Below are 21,636 nucleotides of genomic sequence, written 5' to 3'. Positions count from 1 at the left end.
GAAGAAAGACGGCGGCGGGTGCTTCAGCCCGCCGCCGCGCCCTGCATCACCGCCGGCTGCCCCATCGCCGGATCGTTGCCCTCGAAGCGCATCTTCGGCAGGAACTGCGGGTACTCGCGCTGCATGAAGTCGATGACGCCTTCGCGCACGTGGCAGCGCAGGTCGAAGGCCAGGCCGGAGGTGGCGGCGGTGCAGAGCACGCGGACCTGCATGGTGCGTTCGGTGGCGTCGGTCACGCGCAGGTTGAAGAAGCGGCCGTCCCACTCGGGCGCGGCCTTCACGAGGCGCTCGACCTCGGCGCGCAGCGGCGCCAGCGGCGTGCCGTAGTCCAGGTAGAAGAAGACCGAGCCGAGCAGTTCGGCCGAGTGGCGGGTCCAGTTCTGGAACGGCTTCTCGATGAAGTAGGTGAGCGGCAAGATGAGGCGCCGGTCGTCCCAGATGCGCACGACCACGAAGGTGCCGGTGATCTCCTCGACGCGGCCCCATTCGCCCTCGACCACGAGCACGTCGTCGATGCGGATCGGCTGCGACAGCGCGATCTGCAGGCCCGCGATGAGGTTGCTGAAGACGGGCTTGGCCGCCAGGCCCGCCACGATGCCGATCACGCCGGCCGAGGCCAGCAGGCTGGCGCCGACCTGGCGCGCGCCCGGGAAGGTCATGAGCATCATGGCGCCACCGGCCACGACGACGACCGACATGGCGGTGCGCGCGAGCACGCGGGTCTGCGTGAGCACGCGGCGTGCCTGCAGGTTGTCGGAGATGTCCGAAGGGTGCTGCGCGAGCACGCCGTCGGCAAAGCCGCTGATGGCCTTGAGCACGAACCAGGTGCTGGCCGCGATGAGCAGCAGCCCCGTGAGATGCCGCACGCTGCCGATGAAGCGCAGGTCGTCCGGCGCCGCCTGCCACACCATCATGAGCGCCGCCAGCGGCAGCACCAGCCGCGCGGGGGCGGTGCAGTTGAGCACCATCGCATGCACGGCGGGCGCCGGGCGGGTGATCCGCCTGAGGACCATGCCCCCGATGCGGTGGGCGAGAAGGGCGAGGGGCGCGGCGATCAGGGCGGCAATCCAGGTGCCGAACCAGGGGTGTGCGAGGAGCTCTTGGGTCATCAGGCGGGGGTGGTCTTTGCTTCTGGGGTGTTGTCGTTCAGTGGTTGAAGAATGCGCGCTGCGTCGTCGCGCAGCTGCGTGGCGAGCGCCGTGGCCAGGTCGAGCCGGCGCACCAGCCAGGGGCTGATGTCGTTGTCGAACGGGTCAGGCAGTGGAATGGGGCCGCCGACGGTGGTGGCCCCCGTGCTCTCGGGGTGAGAGGGCCCCGCGATCGGAATGGTTCCCAGGGCGGCCTCGATGCGTTGCGCGGTGCGCACGAGCGGGCCTTCGATGTCGCCCGGCGTGAGGCGGTCGCGCCGCAGCACGAGCATCGACTTCACGGCGCTGAGCTGCGCGAGCAGCTGGTAGCTGTGGGCCTGCAGATGCTCCAGCGGTTCGAGTGGCGGCTGCACGGCGCGCGGTTCGGAGAGCGAACGCTGCGTGGCCTGCACCAGCGCCGAGAGGCTGTCGTAGGCCTCGCGGCGCGCGAGCCGCCATTCGAGCTCGGGGCTGCTCTGGATGGCCTGCAGCTGGCCCAGGCCGAGTGCGAGCCGCGCATGGCGCGCCTGCGCGGTGAGCACGCGCGCCACCAGCGCCGGGATCTGCGTGCGCTCCCACGAGGGCAGCACGTAGCAGAAGCCCCAGGCCAGCGCGGCACCGATGAGCGTGTCGGCGATGCGCTCGAACAGCGCAAAGATGGGCGCCGTGCCGGTGTTCAGCATGTGGGCCTGCAGCAGGCCCAGCACGGTGGCGGCCACGGCGGTGACGAGGTAGCGCCGCACCGCGAAGCTGTGGGCAATGGCCTGCGCGATGGTCACGGTCACCAGCAGCATCAGCGGCGAGGGGTGCGCCGACAGCAGGCCCACCGCGAGCACGCAGCCCAGCAACGTGCCGGCGACGCGGCTGTTGCGCCGCTCCAGCGTCTGCGAGAGGCTGCCGCGCAGCACGACCACGATGGTCAGCAAAATCCAGTAGTCGTGCGATCCCCAGGGCATCGACACGGCGATGCCGTAGCCGGCCGCGATGGCCAGCGCCGCGCGAATGGCGTGGCGCAGCGGCGGCGCGTCCCAGCGCCACAACGCGAGGAAGGGGCGCAGCGACCAGTCGGTCGGGCTCACGAAGAGCTGCCAGTTGGCGCGCACCACGGCCAGGTTGGGCTCGGCGTCGCCGCGCGCCATGGCCGCCAGGCGCAGCACCTCGTCGTTGATGTGGCCGATGCGGCTGGCCAGCCCGCGCGCGAGCATGGCGGCCGACGGGCCCATCTGACCGTGCGTGTCTTCGTCGTCCGCCGTCACGTGGATGGCGGCCAGGCGCGGCCGGCGGTCGGCCACGGCGGCGGGGTGGCGGCGCATGAGCAGCGCATCGGCCAGGCCGGTCGTTTCGTCGGCCAGCTCTTCGAGGATGCGGCGCATCTCGACCAGCGCCTGCGCGTGCGACGGATGGGCGCGCAGGGCGTCGAGGTCGAGCTCGCTGGCGAGCAGCTGGTCGCGCATCTCGAGCACGATGACGAGCATGCCGGCCAGGCGCTGGCGGCGCGGCGTGCGCGGCGACTCGAGCACGATGTCGCGCGTGGCCTGCAGCTGGTCGGCCAGCGCGGCCTGCTCACGCAGCAGCTGGCCCAGCAGCGAGGCAGGGGTGTCGCGGATGTCGCGGGTTTCGTCCTGCGGCGTGAACTGGCTGGCCTCGGTGCGCATGAGCGCGGCCAGCGAAAACAGCACGTCGGCGATCGACTGCGTGCGAAAGCGTCCGTTGAGCAGCAGGTTGGCCAGCGTGGCCCACACCACGTACAGGCCGGCGCCCAGGCCGAACTCGGTGGTGCGCGCGATGGCGTCGGACAGCCCGGCGGGCGCGGGCGTGGCCATGGAGAAGACCATCGAGAACATCACCGCGATGGCGATGGGAATGCCGCGCTTGCCCCAGGCCATGGCCACGAAGGCCATGAAGGTGGCGGGCACCAGCAGCAGCCCGAGGCGGATCGGTGCGCCGTGCAGCATCTGCACCGCGAAGAACAGCGGCAGGCCGATGAGCGGCGCCGGCAGCATCTGCAAAAACTTGCCGCGGCGCGGGCCGGGCAGGTCGGGCGGCGCCGTCACGATCACGCCGGTGGCGGCGGCCGAGGCGGCCAGGGTGCCCAGCCACAGGTGCACCCCGCCCGAGATCACGAGCAGGCCGAGCGCGACGGTGAGCCCGCTCGCGACGTAGTGGCTCAGCGCAATGCGCAACGCCGCGCGAACCCGCGAGGCGGCGCCCGGCCCCGTCATCACTTGGCGGAGGCGTCGCCCTCGGCGGGCGCCTCGCGCTTGATGCGGGTGAGCTTGCGCGGGGCGGCCGGCGCGGCGGGGGCTGCGGCGGCCGGGGCTTCGGCGCTGCCGTCGAGCGGGGCGGCCGTGGCTTCGGTCACGGTGCTGCGGGCGTACAGGTCGACCGAGGCGTCGGCGGGGCTCGACTTGGTCGAGGCCGAGACGGCGCGCACGCGGTCGCTGGCGCGCAGCTTGTCGTCCACGTTGGCGAACTTGGAGTACTTGGCGAGCAGCGGCACCAGCTGGCCGTACACGCGCGGGGCGCCGGCCAGGCATTCGCGCTGGTCGAGGAACTCGGGCTCGCCCGTGAAGTTGCCGATGAGGCCGCCGGCCTCGGTCACCAGCAGCGAGCCAGCGGCCACGTCCCAGGGGTTCAGGCCGGTTTCGAAGAAGCCGTCGGTGAAGCCGGCGGCCACGTAGGCCAGGTCGAGCGCGGCGGCGCCGGGGCGGCGCAGGCCGGCCATGCGGGGCATCATGTCCGCCATGATGGCCAGGTACTGCTTGAAGTTGTCGCCGGTGCGGAACGGGAAGCCGGTGGAAATGAGGCACTCGCTGAGCTTCACGCGCTTGGACACGCGGATGCGGCGCTCGTTCATGTAGGCGCCGCGGCCCTTGGTGGCCGTGAACAGGTCGTTGCGCGACGGGTCGAAAACGACCGCCTGCTCGATCTTGCCGCGCACCGACAGCGCGATCGACACGCAGTAGACCGGGAAGCCGTGGATGAAGTTGGTGGTGCCGTCGAGCGGATCGATGATCCAGACGAATTCGGAGTCTTTGGCGCCGTATTCGGTGCCCGATTCTTCGGCCAGGATGCCGTGCCCCGGGTATGCGCCCAGCAAGGTCTCGATGATGACCTTCTCGCTGGCGTGATCGACTTCGGTGACGAAGTCGTTGACCTGCTTCTGGGAGATGCGCACGGCCTCGACGTCGAGGGCGGCGCGATTGATGATGGCGCCGGCGGCGCGTGCGGCCTTGACGGCCACATTGAGCATGGGATGCAGGTTGGGGGACGACATTCTGGATTGTGAGAAGAACGGGTGGGAGAGGTCCCCAAGAATGCAATCTGGGCGACCCTGCGGTCCGGCGATGCGGGCGGCGAGAATCGGGCATTTTACCGGCTCAGCCCGTTTGTGTCTTCCCCACCCGTCATGCGCACCCGTTTCATCCTCATCCAGACCAGCCACGCCGGCAATGTGGGCGCTGCCGCCCGCGCCATGAAGACCATGGGTTTCGACGACCTGGTGCTGGTCGCGCCGCGCTGGGCCAACGTGCTGCGGCGCGAGGAAACCATCCAGCGCGCCAGCGGCGCCCTGGATGTGCTGAACAACGCCCGCATCGTCGAAACGCTCGATGAAGCCCTCGACGGCGTGACCCACCTGTGCGCCACGGCCATGATCCCGCGCGACTTCGGCCCGCCCACGCGCACGCCGCGCGAGCACCTGGAGCCGCTGGGCAAGCAGGGCGACCAGCACGTGGCCTTCTTGTTCGGCTCCGAGCGCTTCGGCATGCGCAACGAGGACGTCTACCGCTGCAACGTGGCCCTGAGCATCCCGACCGACCCGAAGTTCGGCTCGCTCAACCTGGGCGCGGCCATCCAGGTGGTGGCCTACGAATGGCGCCTGGCGCTGGGCGGCTACGGTGTGCGCGAGGCCATCGCCCCGGTGCAGGCGGCCGACGCGCAGGCCGTGGCCGGCATGCTCGACCACTGGGAACGCTCGCTGGTGGACATCGGCTTTCTCGACCCGGCGGCGCCCAAGAAGCTCATGCCGCGGCTGCAGCAGCTGTTCAATCGCGCGCAGCCCACGCCCGAGGAAATCCACATCCTGCGCGGCATCGCCAAGGCCATGAGTGACGCCACCCGCGGGCCGCGCGGCAGTTGAACTGTCACAAAACCCCATCGCGCGTAAGCGAAGACGCCCGGCTTTAGACTGCCCGGCCCCTATCGATATAACGACAACAAAGGCAGCGATGTTCTCTCGACTGCGCGCCGACATCCGGTGCATCCTCGAACGCGACCCGGCCGCCCGCAGCGCCTGGGAAGTGATCACGGTCTACCCCGGCTTCCATGCCGTGGTGCTGCACCGCTGGGCGCACGCCTGTTGGACCCACGGTTTCAAGTGGCCGGCCCGCTTCATATCCCACTGCGCGCGCGCGTTCACGGGCATCGAGATCCACCCGGCCGCCAAGATCGGCGAGCGCGTGTTCTTCGACCACGCCATGGGCGTGGTGGTCGGCGAAACCGCCGAGATCGGCGACGGCTGCACCATCTACCAGGGCGTGACCTTGGGCGGCACCTCGCTCTACAAGGGCACCAAGCGCCACCCGACGCTGGGAAAGAACGTGGTGGTGAGCGCGGGCGCCAAGGTGCTGGGCGGCTTCGTCGTGGGCGACGGCGCCAAGATCGGCTCCAACGCGGTGGTCATCAAGCCGGTGCCGGCCGGGGCGACCGCGGTGGGCATTCCGGCGCGCATCATTCCGTCGAAAGAGGGCGAGAGCGCCGACGTGGCCGCGCCGCAGAAGTTCTCGGCCTACGGCATCACGCAGGACGACGACCCGCTGAGCCAGGCCATGCGTGGCCTGATCGACAACGCCTCGAGCCAGGAGCACCAGATCGCGCTCCTGTGGCAGGCCATCGAGAAGCTGTCGGCGCAGCCGGGCACCAAGGACTGCGTGCCGGGCGACGCGGCGCGCGGCGAGTCGTTCGAGGCCGACAAGCTGACGCAGCTGATCGGCAAGTAGACAAGAGCGCCGATCAGCCGGCCCGCTTGCCCGGCGCGTGCAGCGTGCCGTGCACATGCCCCGCGTGCTGGCCGAAGGTCTCGGGCGCGAGCGCGGCGGTGTCCAGCTCCTGCAGGATGCCGCAGGCGCTCGCCGATTCGGGGCCGCCGCACTGCAGGCGCAAGGCCTTCAGCTGCTTTTCGAGCGTCTTCAGCTCGGCGATGCGCGAGGCGACGTGGCCGATGTGGTCGTCCAGCAGCTGGTTCACCTCGCCGCAGTCGTCCTGCGGCGCATCGCGGAATTTCAGCAGGCTGCGGATCTCGTCGAGCGTCATGTCCAGCGAGCGGCAGCGGCGGATGAAGCCCAGGCGCTGGGCATGCTCGTCGTCGTAGATGCGGTAGTTGCCGTCGGTGCGCGCGGGCGCGGGCAGCAGCTGTTCGCGCTCGTAGTACCGGATGGTTTCGACCGGCGTGTTCGTGGCCTTGGCCAGTTCACCGATTTTCATGATGCGGCATCTCAAGGAAGTGGCAATCAACGGTTGACTCTACACCTGCTTCAGGGTTTCCAATGAATGCATGACGAATCAGAACACCCTGAATCAGCCAGTGCCGCGTGCAGCGCCGCGTGACCACGACCATGACCACGGGCACAGCCATGGGCACGATCACGCGCATGCCCACGCTCCCGTACCCGCGGAAACGGCCTGCTGTGGCAGCCCCGTGTGCGGCAGCGCCCCTGCGTCGGTTGAGCCGGCCGACCTGCCGAAGGGCGCCGTGCTGTTTCGCATTCCCACCATGGACTGCGCGGTGGAAGAGTCCGAAATCCGCCGCGCCCTCGAGCCCGTCGCGGGCGTGAAGGCCCTGCGCTTTCGCCTGAGCGAACGCACGCTGGCCCTCACCACCGAAGACGGCGCGCTGCCCGCCGCGCTCGACGCCATCCGTCAGGCCGGCTTCAAGCCCGAGCCGGTGGCATCGTCGGGTGCACAGAAGACGGAGCCCGCGCGCTTCGCCGGCATGTCGACCGGCCTGGCGCGCCTCGTCGCCGCGCTGGTGCTGGCCATCGCGGCCGAGACCGTGTCCTTCCTGGCACTCGACGGCGTGGGCTTCATGGCCGCCGAGATGGGGCTCGCGCTCGCGGCCATCGCGCTGGCCGGCCTGGACACCTACAAGAAGGGCTTCGCCGCGCTGGTGCGCGGGCGCCTCAACATCAATGCGCTGATGGCCGTCGCCGTCACGGGCGCCTTCATCATCGGCCAGTGGCCCGAGGCCGCGATGGTGATGGCGCTGTACGCCATCGCCGAGCTCATCGAAGCCCGCGCCGTCGACCGCGCGCGCAACGCCATCCAGAGCCTGCTCGCGCTCGCGCCCGAACAGGCCGAAGTGCGGCAGCCCGACGGCAGCTGGCAGACCGTGCGCGCCGACGCGGTGGCGCTCGATGCCGTCGCACGCATCCGCCCCGGCGAGCGCGTGCCGCTGGACGGCGTGGTGCTCGAAGGCACCAGCGCCATCGACCAGGCGCCGGTCACGGGCGAGAGCATTCCGGTCGACAAGGCCGCAGGCGATGCGGTGTTTGCCGGCACCATCAACCAGACCGGCGCGCTGGTGTTCCGCGTGACGGCCGTGGCGGCCAACACCACGCTCGCGCGCATCATCCACGCGGTCGAAGAGGCGCAGGGTTCGCGCGCGCCCACGCAGCGCTTCGTCGACAAGTTCGCCGCCATCTACACGCCCACCGTCTTCGTGCTGGCGCTGGCCATCGCGGTGCTCACGCCGTGGCTGCTGGGCTGGACCTGGGTGCAGGCCGTCTACAAGGCGCTGGTGCTGCTGGTCATCGCCTGCCCGTGCGCGCTGGTCATCTCCACGCCCGTGACGGTCGTGAGCGCGCTGGCCTCGGCCGCGCGGCGCGGCATCCTCATCAAGGGCGGCACGTACCTCGAAGAGGCGCGCAAGCTCAAGGCCGTGGCGCTCGACAAGACCGGCACCATCACCGAGGGCAAGCCCAAGCTGGTCGAGTCGGTGCTGATTGACAAGGCTGCGGGCGATGAAGGCGCGGTGTACGCGCTGGCCGCCAACATCGCGGGCCGTTCCGACCACCCGGTGTCGAAGGCCATCGCCCAGGGCCTGGGCGGGCCGGTCGAAGAAGTCGGTGACTTCACCGCGCTGCCCGGCCGCGGCGTGCAGGCCACGCATGCGAGCCAGAGCTACGTGCTGGGCAACCACCGGCTGATCGAGGAACGCGGCCTGTGCTCGCCGGAACTCGAAGCCGAACTCAAGCGGCACGAAGAAGCCGGCCGCACCGTGACGCTGCTCGCATCGACCACCTCGGTGCTGGCGCTGTTCGCAGTGGCCGACACCATCAAGCCCTCGTCGCAGGCGGCCGTGGCCGAGCTGCGCGCGCTGGGCGTGACGCCCGTCATGCTCACCGGCGACAACACCGCCACCGCGAAGACCATCGGCGCACATGCCGGCATCGACGACGTGCGCGGCAACCTGCTGCCCGAAGAAAAGCTGGGCGCCATCCAGGCCCTGCAGCAGCGCTACGGCGCCGTCGCGATGACCGGCGACGGCATCAACGACGCTCCGGCACTGGCCAAGGCCGACATCGGCTTCGCCATGGGCGGCGCCGGCACCGACACCGCGATGGAAGCGGCCGACGTGGTCATCATGAACGACGACCTGCGCCGCATCCCCGAGACCATCCGCCTGTCGCGCCGCGCGCACGCGGTGCTGTGGCAGAACATCACGCTGGCGCTCGGCATCAAGGGAGTGTTCTTCGTGCTCGCGGTGTTCGGCAGCGCGACCATGTGGATGGCGGTGTTCGCCGACATGGGCGCGAGCCTGCTGGTGGTGGCGAACGGGTTGCGGTTGATGCGGACCGAAAAGCAGGCATAGCGCGGAGCGATCAGTCCGTGTTGGAGAAGAGCAGGTGAAAGACGCGATCCCAAGGCTCCCTGCCGAGGCAATACTCGTAGGGTGTGATGCCTTCAGGGAGTTGCTTTTTCGCTTGCTCTGGAGAAAGCACGCCGTAGCCTGCGGCCTCGACGAGTGAAAAGACGGAGCGCTCAAACTCCGATACAGAGTCCTCCGAAACCAAGAGTTCGTCGGGTTCCAGTCCGCTATAGGAGAAATCAGTTTTGCTGATGCCTGCGGTTTGCCGCCCAATCGCGGCAAAAGGACCCAACAGGCTCATGCAGACGTGAAGGCCTTCGACTTCTCCGTTGTCGCCGCACCGAGCGTGGACGAATACGGCTGCGTAGGTGGAGAGGCCGCCGTTGGCGAACGTCAGAACCTGAGAGCAAGGCAGCGCCTGGAGTTGGGAGACCAGGGGAACCACGACCCTGTTGTAGAAGTCGCCCTCACGCCCGAATGCTGGAGCAATGGGTTGCCAATCCTGAAGCTTCTGGAGGTCGTCGTGTGAGAGCATTTCCTGAAAGAAAGGTCAGTGCGGAACGGGCCTTTTAGCATGCATCACAAGGGGCTCGGGCCTACCACCGCACAGCCCACGTCTCCAACGGCACCCGCGCCGCATTGCACACATAACTCACCGCGTGGTACCACCCCGCGAGCATCATCAACTCGATGAGTTGCGCGTGGCTCCAGTGCGCGTTCAGCGACTCCCACAGCGCATCGTCGATGGTGCCGGTGTCGTGCAGTTGGTCGACCATCGCGATCAGCAGCGCGTCCTTCGGTGCCAACTGTGCAAGGTCGCCATCCATCGAAGCCGTCGCGCGCCGCTCGGCTTCGCCCAGGCCGGCGGCGTCTGCGAAGCCGGTCCAGTGCACGCCCCATTCGTACTCGGCGCCGCAGCGCGCGCAGACCCGCAGGATGACCAGCTCGCGGTCGCGCAGGTCGATGGTGGCGTGGCGGCCCAGAAGGTAGCGGCCGAGGTCGAGCGTGCGCTCCGCGAGCGCAGGGTTCACGGCCAGCACCTTGAAGAGCGACAGCACCTCGGGCGCCTGCGGCGGTGTCATGCGCGTGAGCAGCGTGCCGATGGCGTCGGGGTAGGGCGGCTGGAGCGGCGCGATCCTCGGGGCGCGCGGTGGGGCAGGACTTTGCGAGGCGGTGGAGGGCACGGTGATTCCTTTCATAGAATGCGTCGAAATCGCTACGGAATGCGTAGCGATCGACGCAGTCTACGGCTACGAAATTCGTAGCGCAAGACCCCACTTCGACAAGGAAGACACATGGACGACACCGAGGCACCCGCACCCGCACCCGCGCCGCGCCGACCCATCATGCGGCTGCTGGAGCAGTTGGGCCGCAAGGGCACGCTGCGCCTTTTGTGGGAGCTGCGCGACGGCCAGCCGCAGAGCTTTCGGGTGCTCCGCGAGCATGCCGACCAGATGTCGCCCTCGGTGCTGAACGATCGGCTCAAGGAGCTGCGCGCGGCCGGCATCGTCACGCTGTCCGATGCAGGCTACGTGCTCACCGAGTCGGGCGGCGAGCTCGTCAAGCGGCTGACGCCGCTCAACCAGTGGGCCGACCGCTGGATCGAGCCCGGCGCTTAGAACTCACTAACATCGGGCCAGTTTTTCTTGTCCGCCTCGCGACCCCACCCATGTCCGTCACCACCCTCCTGCTGCAACTCGTCGTCATCCTCACCACCGCGCGCCTGTGCGGCTGGGTGCTGCGCCATGTGGGGCAGCCGAGCGTGGTGGGGGAGATGGCGGCGGGGTTGATGCTCGGGCCGGCGGTCATGGGGCTGCTGTTCCCGTCGCTGCACGCGCAGCTGTTCTCCAAGGAGTCGCTGCAGGGGCTGTCGTCGCTGGCGACCGTGGGGCTGGTGCTGTTCATGTTCGTGGTGGGCCTGGAGCTGCGGGCCACGCGCAACATGCGCGCGCAGCTGCAGGCGGCCGGCGCGGTGGGCGTGCTCAGCGTGCTGGTGCCGCTGGTGCTGGGCCTGGCGATCTCGCCGGCGCTGCACCCCACGCTCGCGCCGGCCGGCGTGGGCTTCTGGCCCTTCGCGCTGTTCATGGCGGCGGCGCTGTCGATCACGGCGTTTCCGGTGATGGCGCGCATCCTGAAAGACCGCGGCATGACGCGCACGCCCTTCGGCCAGCTCTCGCTGAGCGCGGCGGCGGTGGTCGACGTGTTCGCGTGGATCCTGCTGGCCTTCGTGGTCGCGCTGGTGGGCACCAGCGACGGCTACGCGGGCCTGATCAAGATCACGGTCGGCGTGGTGGTGATGCTCACGGTGCTGTTCCTCGGGCTCAAGCCGGCCTTTGCGTGGCTGCTGCGCGTGAAGGCGCCCGACGGCGAGCCGTCGACCACGCTGATGGCCGCGCTGATGATCGGCCTGCTGGTCACGGCGCTGCTGACCGAATGGCTGCACCTGCACGCGGTGTTCGGCGCCTTCCTGTTCGGCGCCTGCCTGCCGCGCGACGACCGCCTGCTGCGCTCGCTGAGCGAGCGCATCGAGCCGATCTCCATCGTGGTGCTGATGCCGCTGTTCTTCGCGCTCGCGGGGCTGGGCACCACGGCCAACGCGTTCTCGGGCGCCAGCCTGGGCGCGATGCTGCTGATCGTGGGCGTGGCCACCGTGGGCAAGATCGCGGGCGGCGCGGCGGGCGCGCGCATCGCCGGCTACAGCTGGCGCGACAGCCTGGCCACCGGCTCGCTCATGAATGCGCGCGGGCTGATGGAACTCATCGTCATCAAGATCGGCCTGGACGTCGGCCTGATCGGCCCCGAGCTCTTCACGATGCTGCTGGTGATGGCGCTGGCCACCACCGCGATGACCGGCCCGCTGATGACGCTGTGCGTGGGCCGCAAGCCGAAGCCCGCCGAGACGGCGGCGCACGCCGAGCCCTGAAGCCCTTCAGCCGCTGCGGCGCACGCTGAACCCGATGCGCGTCTCGCTGCCCTGGCTCGACGCGAACACCTGTCCGCCGTGCATGCGCGCGATCGCCTCGACGATCGACAGGCCCAGCCCGTGGTGGCGCGTGGAGCCGTCGCGCGCCTGGGCCGCGCGGTAGAAGCGCTCGAACAGGCGCGGCAGGGCCTCGGGGTCGATGGGGGCGCCGCGGTTGATCACGGCGATGGTGTCGTGTTCTCCGCCAGGGGCGGCCGCGATCTCGATGCGCAGCGTCGAGGCCGGTTCGGCAAAGCGGATCGCATTGCCCAGCAGGTTGAAGAGGGCGCGCCGGATCAGCCCCGCGTCCACCTCGGCCACGGCCTCGCCGTGCACCTCGGCACGCAGGCCGGCCTCGTCGAGCATGGCGTCGTAGAAGTCGATCACGTCGCGCGCCTGCTCCGCCAGGCTCACCGGGGCCATCGAGCGCGCCGAGGTGCCGCGGTCGGCCTTCGAAAGAAACAGCATGTCGGTCACGATGCCCGACAGCCGCCCCATCTCCTCGAGGTTGGAGGCCAGCACGGCCTGCAGCTCCTCGTTGCTGCGCGGGCGCGTGAGCGCCACCTCGGTCGAGCCCAGCAGGTTGGCCAGCGGCGTGCGCAGCTCGTGCGCCACGTCGGCGTTGAACGACTCCAGCTGCACGTAGGCGCGCTGCACCCGCGCCAGCAGCGCGTTGAACTGCGTGATCCAGGGCCGCAGCTCCTGCGCGAAGGCGCCGGGGTCGATCGACTGGTGGACGTGGTCGGGCGTGATGGCCGCGGTGCGCTCGGCCAGCGCCTTCAGCGGCCGCAGCCCGCGCCGCACCAGCCACATGCCGGTGAGCGACACCAGCGCCGTGCCCAGCACCACCGCGCCCAGCAGCGTCCAGGCCAGGCGTTCGAGCAGCCGGGAGTCCTGCGCGATGTTCACGCCGACCTGCACCGACAGGTCGGTGTGGAAGTCGCCGTTCTGCCAGGGCACGACGATGGCGCGCCGCAGCCAGCGGCCCTGCGGCGGCGGCGTGGACTGGAACAGCGGCTTGCCGGCGTTGGCGATCGACAGGGTCACGTCGTCCTGCATCGAGAAGAAGTCGTCGAGCTTGTGGCGCAGAAAGACGAGGTCGCCGCCTTTTTCGGCCTCCTTGAGCAGGTGCTCGACGAGCACCGTCTTCTGGTCGAGCGCGTCGCGCTGCTTGGCGCCGAAGCTCCAGGCGGTCACGAGGTAGATCGCCAGGCAGATGATGCTCAGGCCGGACAGCGTCTGCGCAGCGAACCAGAACGAGAGCCGGCTCTGTATTGAATGTGGTTTTGTCTTCATTCGCGACATACCGCGGAACCGGCTTTGCCGGGCCGCTGGTATGGCCCCCTGCAAGGGGGTTGGCGGCCACACGAAGTGGGCAAGCCTGGGGGTGTACTCATACCCAGGAGCGGTCTTCCAGCACGTAGCCCATGCCGCGAACGGTGTGCAGCAGCTTCACGTCGAAGGGGTCATCGATCTTGCTGCGCAGGCGGCGGATCGCCACCTCGACCACGTTGGTGTCGCTGTCGAAGTTCATGTCCCACACCTGCTCGGCGAGCGTGGAGCGCGACAGAATCTGCCCGCGCCGGCGCAGCAGCACCACCAGCAGCGTGAACTCCTTGGCCGTGAGGTCCAGCCGCGTGCGGTTGCGCATGCACTTGCGGCTCACCAGGTCCAGCTCCAGGTCGGCCAGGCGCAGCACCGTGGGCTCCTGCGTCTTGCCACGCCGCAGCAGCGCCTGCACGCGCGCCAGCAGCTCCGAGAAGGAGAAGGGCTTCACCAGGTAGTCGTCGGCGCCTTGCTGCAGGCCCTGCACGCGGTCTTCGACCTTGTCGCGCGCGGTGAGCACCAGCACGGGCACGTTCTTCGTGCGGCGAATGGCCTGCAGCACGGCAAAGCCGTCGATGCCCGGCAGCATCACGTCGAGCAGCACGAGCGCGTAGTCGCCCTCGGTGGCGAGGTAGCGGCCTTCGATGCCATCGCGGGCGATGTCGACCACGTAGCCGTTCTCTTCCAGCCCCTTTTTCAGGTAATCGCCCAGTTTGGGTTCGTCTTCGATGACAAGAATTCGCATGGTACGGATCGTACCCAAGGCCTTTCGAGACGCTGGTTACGATTTAGTAATCCTATTGAAGGACAAAGCGCCGACACGCTGTCGTACAGTGGGCCGGGCCCTCGGTTCGCAGGGCTTTTCTTGGTCGGCGCGCCACGCCCCGTCGATATACTTTTGTCAACAATGCGCCGCTGGCTCCTGATTTTCCTGCTGTTTCTCCTGCCTTTCCAGTACAGCTGGGCGGTGTCGGCCGCCTATTGCCTGCACGAAGGCGACAAGAGCAGCGGCCACTGGGGCCACCACGAGGACGAGCCGCGTGGCACCGACCGCACCCACGCGGGTGACGGCGCCAAGAAAGACAGCACCCGCCAGCCCAACGCGGCGGTCGGCCATTGCATCGTTGCCCACTTCGGGCAGGCCCAGCATGCGGACACCGCCGCCGCGCTGCCGGCCGAATCGCCCGTCGCCTCGCAGGCGCTGCGCGCCACGACCACCGAACGCTTCGCCTCGCACATCGCCGAAGTGCCGGTGCGCCCCGACTGGTTGCTCGCCGCCTGATTCGGCGAGAGCACAGCCCCTTTTCTTTTTCTGATCTCACTCATCAGCTGAGCGCTCCTCGCCGAATTCGTCCGTCCGTTGTTTTGCAACCCAGGAGAATTCGATGCGCACGCTTTTCGTGCCGCTGGCCGTGTTGGCCTTGGCGGTACCCCCGGCCTTTTCACAGCAGACCCCGCAGGCGGCCGGTCCCTCGTCGTCCCTGTCGGCACCCGCCCGCACGCTGGAGCCCGAAGGCCCGCTGACCCTGCGCGCCGCCGTGGCGCTGGCGCTGCAGGCCAACCCGGGCCTGTCGGCCGCGCGCCATGAGCAGGCCGCCGCCGACGGCGCGGTGGTGCAGGCCGGCGCCTGGCCCAACCCCACGCTGGACACCCAGCTGGAAGACCTGCGCCGCAACAACCGCACGACCACGCTGCAGCTGAGCCAGCCCCTGGAGCTGGGCGGCAAGCGCGCCGCGCGCGTCACGGCGGCCGAGCGTGCGCGCGACCAGGCGGCGTCGGCGCTGTCGGCGCGGCGCGCCGAACTGCGCGCCGCGGCCGTCACCGCCTTCTTCGACGTGCTGACCGCACAGGAGCGCCTGCGGTTGGCGCAAGACTCGGTGGGGCTCGCGCAGATCGCCACCCGCGCTGCAGCCAATCGCGTGGCGGCCGGCAAGGTGTCGCCGCTCGAGGAAACCAAGGCGCGCGTGGCCGAGGCCGGCATCCGCGTCGAACTGCTGCAGGCCGAAGGCACGCTGCGCGCGTCGCGCCAGCTGCTGGCCGCGCTGTGGGGCAACCCGGCGCCGCGCTTCACGCAGGTGGACGGCGCGGTCGACCAGCTGCCCGTCCAGGCCGCCGCGCCCGAGGTGGCGCGCCGCCTGCCCGATGCGCCCGTGCTGCGCCAGGCCCGGCTCGAGGTCGAGCGCCGCCGCGCGCTGAGCGACCTGGAGCAGGCCAAGCGCATTCCCGATGTGACCGTGTCGCTCGGCGTCAAGCGCGTGCCGGCGTCGGAAGGCGAGGGCGGCGAGGCCGTGAGCAGCAGCCGGCGCAACCAGGTGGTGGTGGGCCTGTCGGTGCCGCTGCCGATCTTCGACACCAACCGCGGCAACATCGCCGAGGCACTGAGCCGCGAAGACAAGGCACGCGACGAGCTCGCCGCCGCCGAGCTGCAACTGGGCGCCGACGTGGCCCAGGCCAGCGAGCGCCTGCGCTCGGCGCGCGCCACGGCCGAGACGCTGCAGCGCGACGCACTGCCCGGCGCCGAGACCGCCTACCGCGCCGCCACCAAGGGCTTCGAGCTGGGCAAGTTCAGCTTTCTCGAAGCGCTCGACGCGCAGCGCACGCTGTTCCAGGTGCGCAACCAGTACCTCGTCGCGCTGGCCGAGGCGCACCGCGCGGCCGGCGAGCTCGACCGCCTGCTGGGCACGGAGGGCGACGACATCGCCTCGAACGCGACACCGAACGTGCGCTGAAGAAGAACACCGAACCGATTCCGACCATGACCACACCACACAACCGCACCACGTCCTCCGGCCGCAAGCAGTGGATCGCCATTGCCGCCGTCCTGCTCGCCGGCCTCATCACCGGCGCGCTCATCCTGCGCACCGCGCCGTCCAAGCCCGAGGCGGGCGGGCACTCGGAGTCCGCCGGCCATGCCGACGGCGAGCACCACGAGGAAGACAAGGGCCACGCCAAGGGCAAGGAAGACGACCACGGCCATTCGCATGACGAAGGCCATGGCGACAAGGAACACCACGCGGAAGAGGGCAAAGACGCCGGCAAGGAAGCAGGCAAGGAAGCAGGCAAGGAAGCAGGCAAGGAAGCAGGCAAGGAGCCCGGCAAGGAAACACCCGCATCGGCAGAGCCGCAGAAGACCGCCGCCAACGCCCACAAGGAAGACGAGGAAAAGATCCCCTTCACCGACGAGCAGGTCAAGGCCGCCGGCATCGCGATCGACAGCGTCGGCCCGGCGCGCATCAAGACCTCGCTGCAGCTGCCCGGCGAGATCAAGTTCAACGAAGACCGCACAGCCCACGTGGTGCCGCGCGTGGCGGGCGTGGTCGACAGCGTGTCGGCCAACCTGGGCCAGGAGGTCAAGCGCGGCCAGGTGCTGGCCGTGATCTCCAGCCCCGCGCTCTCGGAGCAGCGCAGCGAGCTGCAGACCGCGCAGCGCCGGCTGGCGCTGGCACGCACCACCCACGACCGCGAGAAGAAGCTGTGGGAAGAAAAGATCTCGCCGCAGCAGGACTACCTGCAGGCCGAGCAGGCCATGCAGGAGGCGCAGATCGCCGTCGCCAACGCCAACCAGAAGCTGCTGGCGCTGGGCGCCACGCCCGGCTCGTCGGCGCTGGGCCGCTACGAACTGCGCGCACCCTTCGACGGCATGGTCGTCGAAAAGCACATCTCGCTGGGCGAATCGGTGGGCGAGGCGGTCAACGTGTTCACCATTTCCGACCTGTCGACCGTGTGGGCCGAGATCAGCGTGCCCGCCAGCAGCCTGAACCTCGTGCGCGTCGGCGAGGCCGTGACCATCCGCGCCGGTTCCTTCGAGCAGGCCGCGCGCGGCACCGTGTCGTACGTGGGCTCGCTGCTGGGCGCGCAGACGCGCACCGCCACCGCGCGCGTCACGCTCACCAACCCGCAGCGCACCTGGCGCCCGGGCCTGTTCGTGAACGTGGAGCTGGTCGCGTCGGAGGCCGATGCGCTCGTCACCGTGTCGGCCGAAGCGGTGCAGACCGTGGACGACCAGCCCACCGTGTTCCTGCGAGTGCCCGGCGGCTTTGTGCCGCAGCACGTGAAGACCGGCCGCAGCGACGGCCAGCGCATCGAGATCGTGGGCGGCCTGAAGCCCGGCGCGGCCTATGCGGCCAGCGGCAGCTTCGTCGTGAAGTCGCAGCAGGGCAAGAGCTCGGCCACGCACACCCACTGAGGACGACCGCATGTTCGAACGCATCATCCGCTTCTCCATCGAGCAGCGCTGGCTGATCCTGCTGGCCGTGCTCGGCATGGCGGCGCTCGGCGTCTTCAGCTACCAGAAGCTGCCCATCGACGCCGTGCCCGACATCACCAACGTGCAGGTGCAGATCAACACCTCCGCGCCCGGCTACTCGCCGCTCGAAGCCGAGCAGCGCGTCACTTACCCGATCGAGACCGTCATGGCCGGCCTGCCGGGCCTGCAGCAGACCCGCTCGCTGTCGCGCTACGGCCTGTCGCAGGTCACGGTGATCTTCAAGGACGGCACCGACATCTACTTTGCGCGCCAGCTCGTGAACGAGCGCATCCAGTCGGCGCGCGAGAGCATGCCGCCCGGCGTGTCGCCGGTGATCGGGCCCATCTCGACCGGCCTGGGCGAGATCTACCTGTGGACCGTCGAGACCGAAGAGGGCGCGAAGAAAGCCGACGGCAAGCCCTACACGCCCACCGACCTGCGCGAGATTCAAGACTGGATCATCAAGCCGCAGCTGCGCAACGTACCGGGCGTGACCGAGATCAACTCCATCGGCGGCTACGCCAAGGAGTTCCAGATCGCACCCGACCCCGCCAAGCTGCTGGCGCACGGCCTCACGATGACCGACCTGGTCACCGCGCTGGAGCGCAACAACGCCAACGTGGGCGCGGGCTACATCGAGAAGCGCGGCGAGCAGTACCTCATTCGCGCGCCGGGGCAGGTGAAGTCGGTGGAAGACATCGGCAACGTGATCCTGGGCAACGCCGGCGGCATTCCGCTGCGCGTGTCCGACGTGGCCGAGGTCGGCATCGGCCAGGAGCTGCGCACCGGCGCCGCCACCGACAACGGCCGCGAGGTGGTGCTGGGCACCGTGTTCATGCTCATCGGCGAGAACAGCCGCACCGTCTCGCAGGCGGTCGACAAGAAGATGCAGGAGATCAACCGCACGCTGCCCGCGGGCGTGAAGGCCGTGACGGTGTACGACCGCACGGTGCTGGTCGACAAGGCCATCGCCACCGTGAAGAAGAACCTCTTCGAAGGCGCGGTGCTGGTGGTGGCGATCCTGTTCCTGTTTTTGGGCAACATCCGCGCGGCCATCATCACCGCCACGGTGATTCCGCTGTCGATGCTCTTCACCTTCACCGGCATGGTGAACCAGAAGGTCAGCGCCAACCTCATGAGCCTGGGCGCGCTCGACTTCGGCATCATCATCGACGGCGCCGTGGTGATCGTGGAGAACTGCGTGCGGCGCCTGGCGCACGCGCAGGAGAAACACGGCAGGGCGCTCACGCGCAGCGAGCGTTTCCATGAAGTGTTCGCGGCCTCGCAGGAGGCGCGCCGGCCGCTGCTGTTCGGCCAGCTCATCATCATGATCGTGTACCTGCCGATCTTTGCGCTCACCGGTGTCGAGGGCAAGCTGTTCCACCCGATGGCCTTCACCGTGGTGATTGCGCTGCTGGGCGCAATGATCTTGTCGATCACCTTCATCCCGGCCGCCGTGGCGCTGTTCATCGGCAACAAGGTCGGCGAGAAGGAAAACCGCCTCATGCTGTGGGCCAAGCGCGGCTACGCGCCGCTGCTTTCGCGCGCGATGAATGCCAAGCCGCTGGTCATCACCACGGCCGTGGTGGCCGTGGTGCTGTCGGGCCTGCTGGCCACGCGCCTGGGCACCGAGTTCGTGCCCAGCCTGAGCGAGGGCGACTTCGCCATCCAGGCGCTGCGCATCCCGGGCACCAGCCTCACGCAGTCGGTCGAGATGCAAAAGCAGCTCGAGCGCACGCTGAAAGACAAGTTCCCAGAGATCGAGCGCGTGTTCGCGCGCACCGGCACGGCCGAGATCGCGTCCGACCCGATGCCGCCGAACATCTCCGACGGCTACATCATGCTCAAGCCCGAGAGCGAATGGCCCAAGCCCAGGCGCACGCGGCCCGAGCTGCTGGCCGCCGTGCAGGAAGAAGTCGAGAAGCTGCCGGGCAACAACTACGAGTTCTCGCAACCGATCCAGCTGCGCTTCAACGAGCTGATCTCGGGCGTGCGCAGCGACGTGGCCGTGAAGATATTCGGCGACGACATGGACGTGCTCAACCAGACCGCCGCGCAGGTGTCGAACGCACTGGGCAAGGTGCCCGGCGCCGCCGAGGTGAAAGTGGAGCAGACCACCGGCCTGCCCATGCTCACCGTGAACATCGACCGCCAGAAGACCGCGCGCTACGGCCTCAACGTGGGCGACGTGCAGGACGCCATTTCGACCGCCGTGGGCGGGCGCGAGGCCGGCACGCTGTTCGACGGCGACCGCCGCTTCGACATCCTCGTGCGGTTGCCCGAGGCGTTGCGCACCGACCTGGACGCGATCCGCCGGCTGCCGATCGCGTTGCCCAAGGGTGCGGGCGGTGAAGGCCTGCGCACCAGCTTCATCCCTCTGGGCGAAGTGGCCACGCTCGACCTCGCGCCCGGCCCCAACCAGGTCAGCCGCGAAGACGGCAAGCGCCGCATCGTGGTGAGCGCCAACGTGCGCGGGCGCGACCTCGGCTCCTTCGTGGCCGAGGCCGAGGAGGCCATGCGCGCCGTACGCATTCCGCCGGGCTACTGGACCGTGTGGGGCGGCCAGTACGAGAACCTGGCCTCCGCCACGCAGCGCCTGCAGGTGGTGGTGCCCGTGTCGCTGCTGCTGGTGTTCACGCTGCTGTTCGCGATGTTCGGCAACCTGAAGGACGGCCTGCTGGTGTTCACCGGCATTCCGTTCGCGCTCACGGGCGGCATCGTCGCGCTGTGGCTGCGCGGCATTCCGCTGTCGATCTCGGCGGCCGTGGGCTTCATTGCGCTGTCGGGCGTGGCCGTGCTCAACGGGCTGGTGATGATCTCGTTCATCCGCAACCTGCGCGAAGGCGGCCTGCCGCTGGACGAAGCCATTCGCGAAGGCGCGCTCACGCGGCTGCGCCCCGTGCTCATGACCGCGCTGGTCGCCTCGCTGGGCTTCGTGCCCATGGCCATCGCCACCGGCACGGGCGCCGAAGTGCAGCGCCCGCTGGCCACCGTGGTCATCGGCGGTATCCTGTCGTCGACCGCGCTGACGCTGCTGGTGTTGCCGCTGCTGTACCGCATCGCGCACCGGCGCGATGAGGACGAGGCCGAAGTGGCCGAGGCAGAGCTGAGTCATGGCGCGCCCCTTGATCCCGCACTGCGAGGTTCCCATGGCCCATGAGCATTCACACGCCACAGCCGTTGCTGGTGGCAACGAGAAGGCGCTGCGCTGGGCGCTGGCGCTGACCTCGACCTACCTCGTCGCCGAGGTGATCGGCGGGCTGGTGTCGGGCAGCCTGGCGCTGCTGTCCGACGCGGCCCACATGGCCACCGACACCGTGGCGCTGGCCATCTCGCTGGCCGCCATCTGGCTGGGCAAGCGGCCGGCGGACAAGCGCCGCACCTTCGGCTACTACCGCTTCGAGATCCTGGCGGCCGTGGTCAATGCGGTGCTGCTGTTCTTCGTGGCGATCTACGTGCTCTACGAGGCGTACCGGCGCATCTCGCAGCCGGCCGAGATCCAGTCGACCATGATGCTGCTCGTGGCCATCGGCGGCCTGGTGGTCAACCTCATCGGCATGCGCCTGCTGGCCAGCGGCAAGGACGAGAGCCTCAACGTGAAGGGCGCCTACCTGGAAGTGTGGGCCGACATGCTCGGCTCCGTCGGCGTGATCGCGGGCGCGCTCGTCATCCGTTTCACCGGCTGGGCCTGGGTCGACTCGGTGATCGCCGTCGCCATCGGCCTGTGGGTGCTGCCGCGCACCTGGCGCCTCTTGCGCGAGAGCCTCAACGTGCTGCTCGAAGGCGTGCCCGACGAGATCGACCTGCCCGAGGTCGAGCGCGCGCTGCAGGCGCAGCCGGGCGTGGCCGGCCTGCACGACCTGCATGTGTGGGCGCTGTCCAGCGGCAAGGTGAGCCTGAGCGTGCATGTGGTGTGCACGCCCGACGTGGTCGACCTGGCGCCGCTGATGCTGCAGCTGCGCGGCCTGCTGGCCGAGACGTTCGACATCCACCACTCGACCGTGCAGGTGGAGCGGGTGCCGTGCGAGCAGGCGGGGGAGACCCATGGGTTCGGGCCTGCGGTGACGGCGGGCTGACGCAAGGGCAGGGCGCAACAAAAACGCGACAG

At 69.2% G+C, this 21,636-nt stretch carries 19 protein-coding genes; 10 read left to right on the top strand and 9 right to left on the bottom strand.

Features of this window, described 5'->3' with window-relative positions:
* Window positions 1-23 precede the first annotated feature (23 nt).
* Genes ACAM42_RS23015 through ACAM42_RS23005 form a run of 3 tightly spaced genes read right to left on the bottom strand, consistent with a single transcriptional unit; the run spans window position 24 to window position 4,404 of the window.
* Window positions 24-1,109, bottom strand: coding sequence for a mechanosensitive ion channel family protein (locus tag ACAM42_RS23015; RefSeq protein WP_062479147.1), 1,086 nt, complete (start codon window positions 1,107-1,109; stop codon window positions 24-26).
* Window positions 1,109-3,349, bottom strand: a complete 2,241-nt coding sequence (locus ACAM42_RS23010; RefSeq protein ID WP_095746115.1) for an FUSC family membrane protein — start codon at window positions 3,347-3,349, stop codon at window positions 1,109-1,111. Before ACAM42_RS23010 ends, ACAM42_RS23015 begins: the two co-directional genes overlap by 1 nt.
* Window positions 3,349-4,404, bottom strand: coding sequence for an inositol monophosphatase family protein (locus ACAM42_RS23005; RefSeq protein WP_307693475.1), 1,056 nt, complete (start codon window positions 4,402-4,404; stop codon window positions 3,349-3,351). Before ACAM42_RS23005 ends, ACAM42_RS23010 begins: the two co-directional genes overlap by 1 nt.
* A 132-nt stretch (window positions 4,405-4,536) precedes the next feature.
* On the opposite strand from ACAM42_RS23005, the gene ACAM42_RS23000 reads away from it, so the two are divergent.
* Window positions 4,537-5,268 carry an RNA methyltransferase gene (locus tag ACAM42_RS23000; RefSeq protein WP_095949130.1) on the top strand — a complete coding sequence of 244 codons (732 nt, stop codon included), beginning with the start codon at window positions 4,537-4,539 and terminating at the stop codon, window positions 5,266-5,268.
* Window positions 5,269-5,356: 88 nt separating this feature from the next.
* Window positions 5,357-6,127 carry a serine O-acetyltransferase gene (gene cysE, locus ACAM42_RS22995; protein WP_095949129.1) on the top strand — a complete coding sequence of 257 codons (771 nt, stop codon included), beginning with the start codon at window positions 5,357-5,359 and terminating at the stop codon, window positions 6,125-6,127.
* Between the two features lie 13 nt (window positions 6,128-6,140).
* Here the strand turns inward: cysE and cadR are convergent, their stop codons facing one another.
* Window positions 6,141-6,611, bottom strand: a complete 471-nt coding sequence (cadR, locus tag ACAM42_RS22990; protein ID WP_139706896.1) for a Cd(II)/Pb(II)-responsive transcriptional regulator — start codon at window positions 6,609-6,611, stop codon at window positions 6,141-6,143.
* Window positions 6,598-6,780: a hypothetical protein gene (locus ACAM42_RS22985; RefSeq protein ID WP_369629525.1), complete on the bottom strand. Its 183-nt coding sequence runs from the start codon at window positions 6,778-6,780 to the stop codon at window positions 6,598-6,600. Before ACAM42_RS22985 ends, cadR begins: the two co-directional genes overlap by 14 nt.
* A 45-nt stretch (window positions 6,781-6,825) precedes the next feature.
* On the opposite strand from ACAM42_RS22985, the gene ACAM42_RS22980 reads away from it, so the two are divergent.
* On the top strand, window positions 6,826-8,997 hold the full coding sequence (locus ACAM42_RS22980; protein WP_369629524.1) for a heavy metal translocating P-type ATPase: 2,172 nt from the start codon (window positions 6,826-6,828) through the stop codon (window positions 8,995-8,997).
* 10 nt (window positions 8,998-9,007) lie between these two features.
* Here ACAM42_RS22980 and ACAM42_RS22975 read toward each other — a convergent pair whose 3' ends face one another.
* Window positions 9,008-9,529 carry a hypothetical protein gene (locus tag ACAM42_RS22975; protein WP_369629523.1) on the bottom strand — a complete coding sequence of 174 codons (522 nt, stop codon included), beginning with the start codon at window positions 9,527-9,529 and terminating at the stop codon, window positions 9,008-9,010.
* A 61-nt stretch (window positions 9,530-9,590) separates the two neighbouring features.
* Complete coding sequence (locus ACAM42_RS22970; protein ID WP_369629522.1) at window positions 9,591-10,178, bottom strand: carboxymuconolactone decarboxylase family protein; 588 nt, start codon at window positions 10,176-10,178, stop codon at window positions 9,591-9,593.
* A 111-nt stretch (window positions 10,179-10,289) separates the two neighbouring features.
* Between ACAM42_RS22970 and ACAM42_RS22965 the strand changes: the two genes are divergently transcribed.
* The gene (locus ACAM42_RS22965) at window positions 10,290-10,613 is read left to right on the top strand and encodes a winged helix-turn-helix transcriptional regulator (protein ID WP_369629521.1); all 324 of its coding nucleotides are present in this window, start codon (window positions 10,290-10,292) and stop codon (window positions 10,611-10,613) included.
* A 50-nt stretch (window positions 10,614-10,663) separates the two neighbouring features.
* Window positions 10,664-11,917: a cation:proton antiporter gene (locus ACAM42_RS22960; RefSeq protein ID WP_369629520.1), complete on the top strand. Its 1,254-nt coding sequence runs from the start codon at window positions 10,664-10,666 to the stop codon at window positions 11,915-11,917.
* Window positions 11,918-11,923: 6 nt separating this feature from the next.
* On the opposite strand, the gene ACAM42_RS22955 is transcribed toward ACAM42_RS22960, so the two are convergent.
* Window positions 11,924-13,252, bottom strand: a complete 1,329-nt coding sequence (locus ACAM42_RS22955) for a heavy metal sensor histidine kinase (protein ID WP_369629519.1) — start codon at window positions 13,250-13,252, stop codon at window positions 11,924-11,926.
* 97 nt (window positions 13,253-13,349) lie between these two features.
* Window positions 13,350-14,027 carry a heavy metal response regulator transcription factor gene (locus ACAM42_RS22950; RefSeq protein ID WP_095746105.1) on the bottom strand — a complete coding sequence of 226 codons (678 nt, stop codon included), beginning with the start codon at window positions 14,025-14,027 and terminating at the stop codon, window positions 13,350-13,352.
* Between the two features lie 162 nt (window positions 14,028-14,189).
* On the opposite strand from ACAM42_RS22950, the gene ACAM42_RS22945 reads away from it, so the two are divergent.
* The 5 genes from ACAM42_RS22945 (at window position 14,190) to ACAM42_RS22925 (ending at window position 21,604) form a co-directional block, all read left to right on the top strand.
* A complete protein-coding gene (locus tag ACAM42_RS22945) occupies window positions 14,190-14,564 on the top strand; it encodes a hypothetical protein (protein WP_369629518.1) in 375 nt (124 codons plus the stop codon).
* A gap of 103 nt (window positions 14,565-14,667) precedes the next feature.
* A complete protein-coding gene (locus ACAM42_RS22940; RefSeq protein ID WP_369629517.1) occupies window positions 14,668-16,011 on the top strand; it encodes a TolC family protein in 1,344 nt (447 codons plus the stop codon).
* A 26-nt stretch (window positions 16,012-16,037) separates the two neighbouring features.
* Window positions 16,038-17,468: an efflux RND transporter periplasmic adaptor subunit gene (locus ACAM42_RS22935; RefSeq protein WP_369629516.1), complete on the top strand. Its 1,431-nt coding sequence runs from the start codon at window positions 16,038-16,040 to the stop codon at window positions 17,466-17,468.
* Between the two features lie 10 nt (window positions 17,469-17,478).
* Window positions 17,479-20,688 carry a CusA/CzcA family heavy metal efflux RND transporter gene (locus ACAM42_RS22930; RefSeq protein ID WP_369629515.1) on the top strand — a complete coding sequence of 1,070 codons (3,210 nt, stop codon included), beginning with the start codon at window positions 17,479-17,481 and terminating at the stop codon, window positions 20,686-20,688.
* Window positions 20,678-21,604, top strand: a complete 927-nt coding sequence (locus ACAM42_RS22925) for a cation diffusion facilitator family transporter (RefSeq protein WP_095949117.1) — start codon at window positions 20,678-20,680, stop codon at window positions 21,602-21,604. Before ACAM42_RS22930 ends, ACAM42_RS22925 begins: the two co-directional genes overlap by 11 nt.
* Window positions 21,605-21,636 lie beyond the last annotated feature (32 nt).

Source organism: Variovorax sp. V35 (assembly GCF_041154465.1).
Taxonomy (GTDB): domain Bacteria; phylum Pseudomonadota; class Gammaproteobacteria; order Burkholderiales; family Burkholderiaceae_C; genus Variovorax; species Variovorax boronicumulans.
This window is presented reverse-complemented; position numbering and strand designations above follow the sequence as displayed.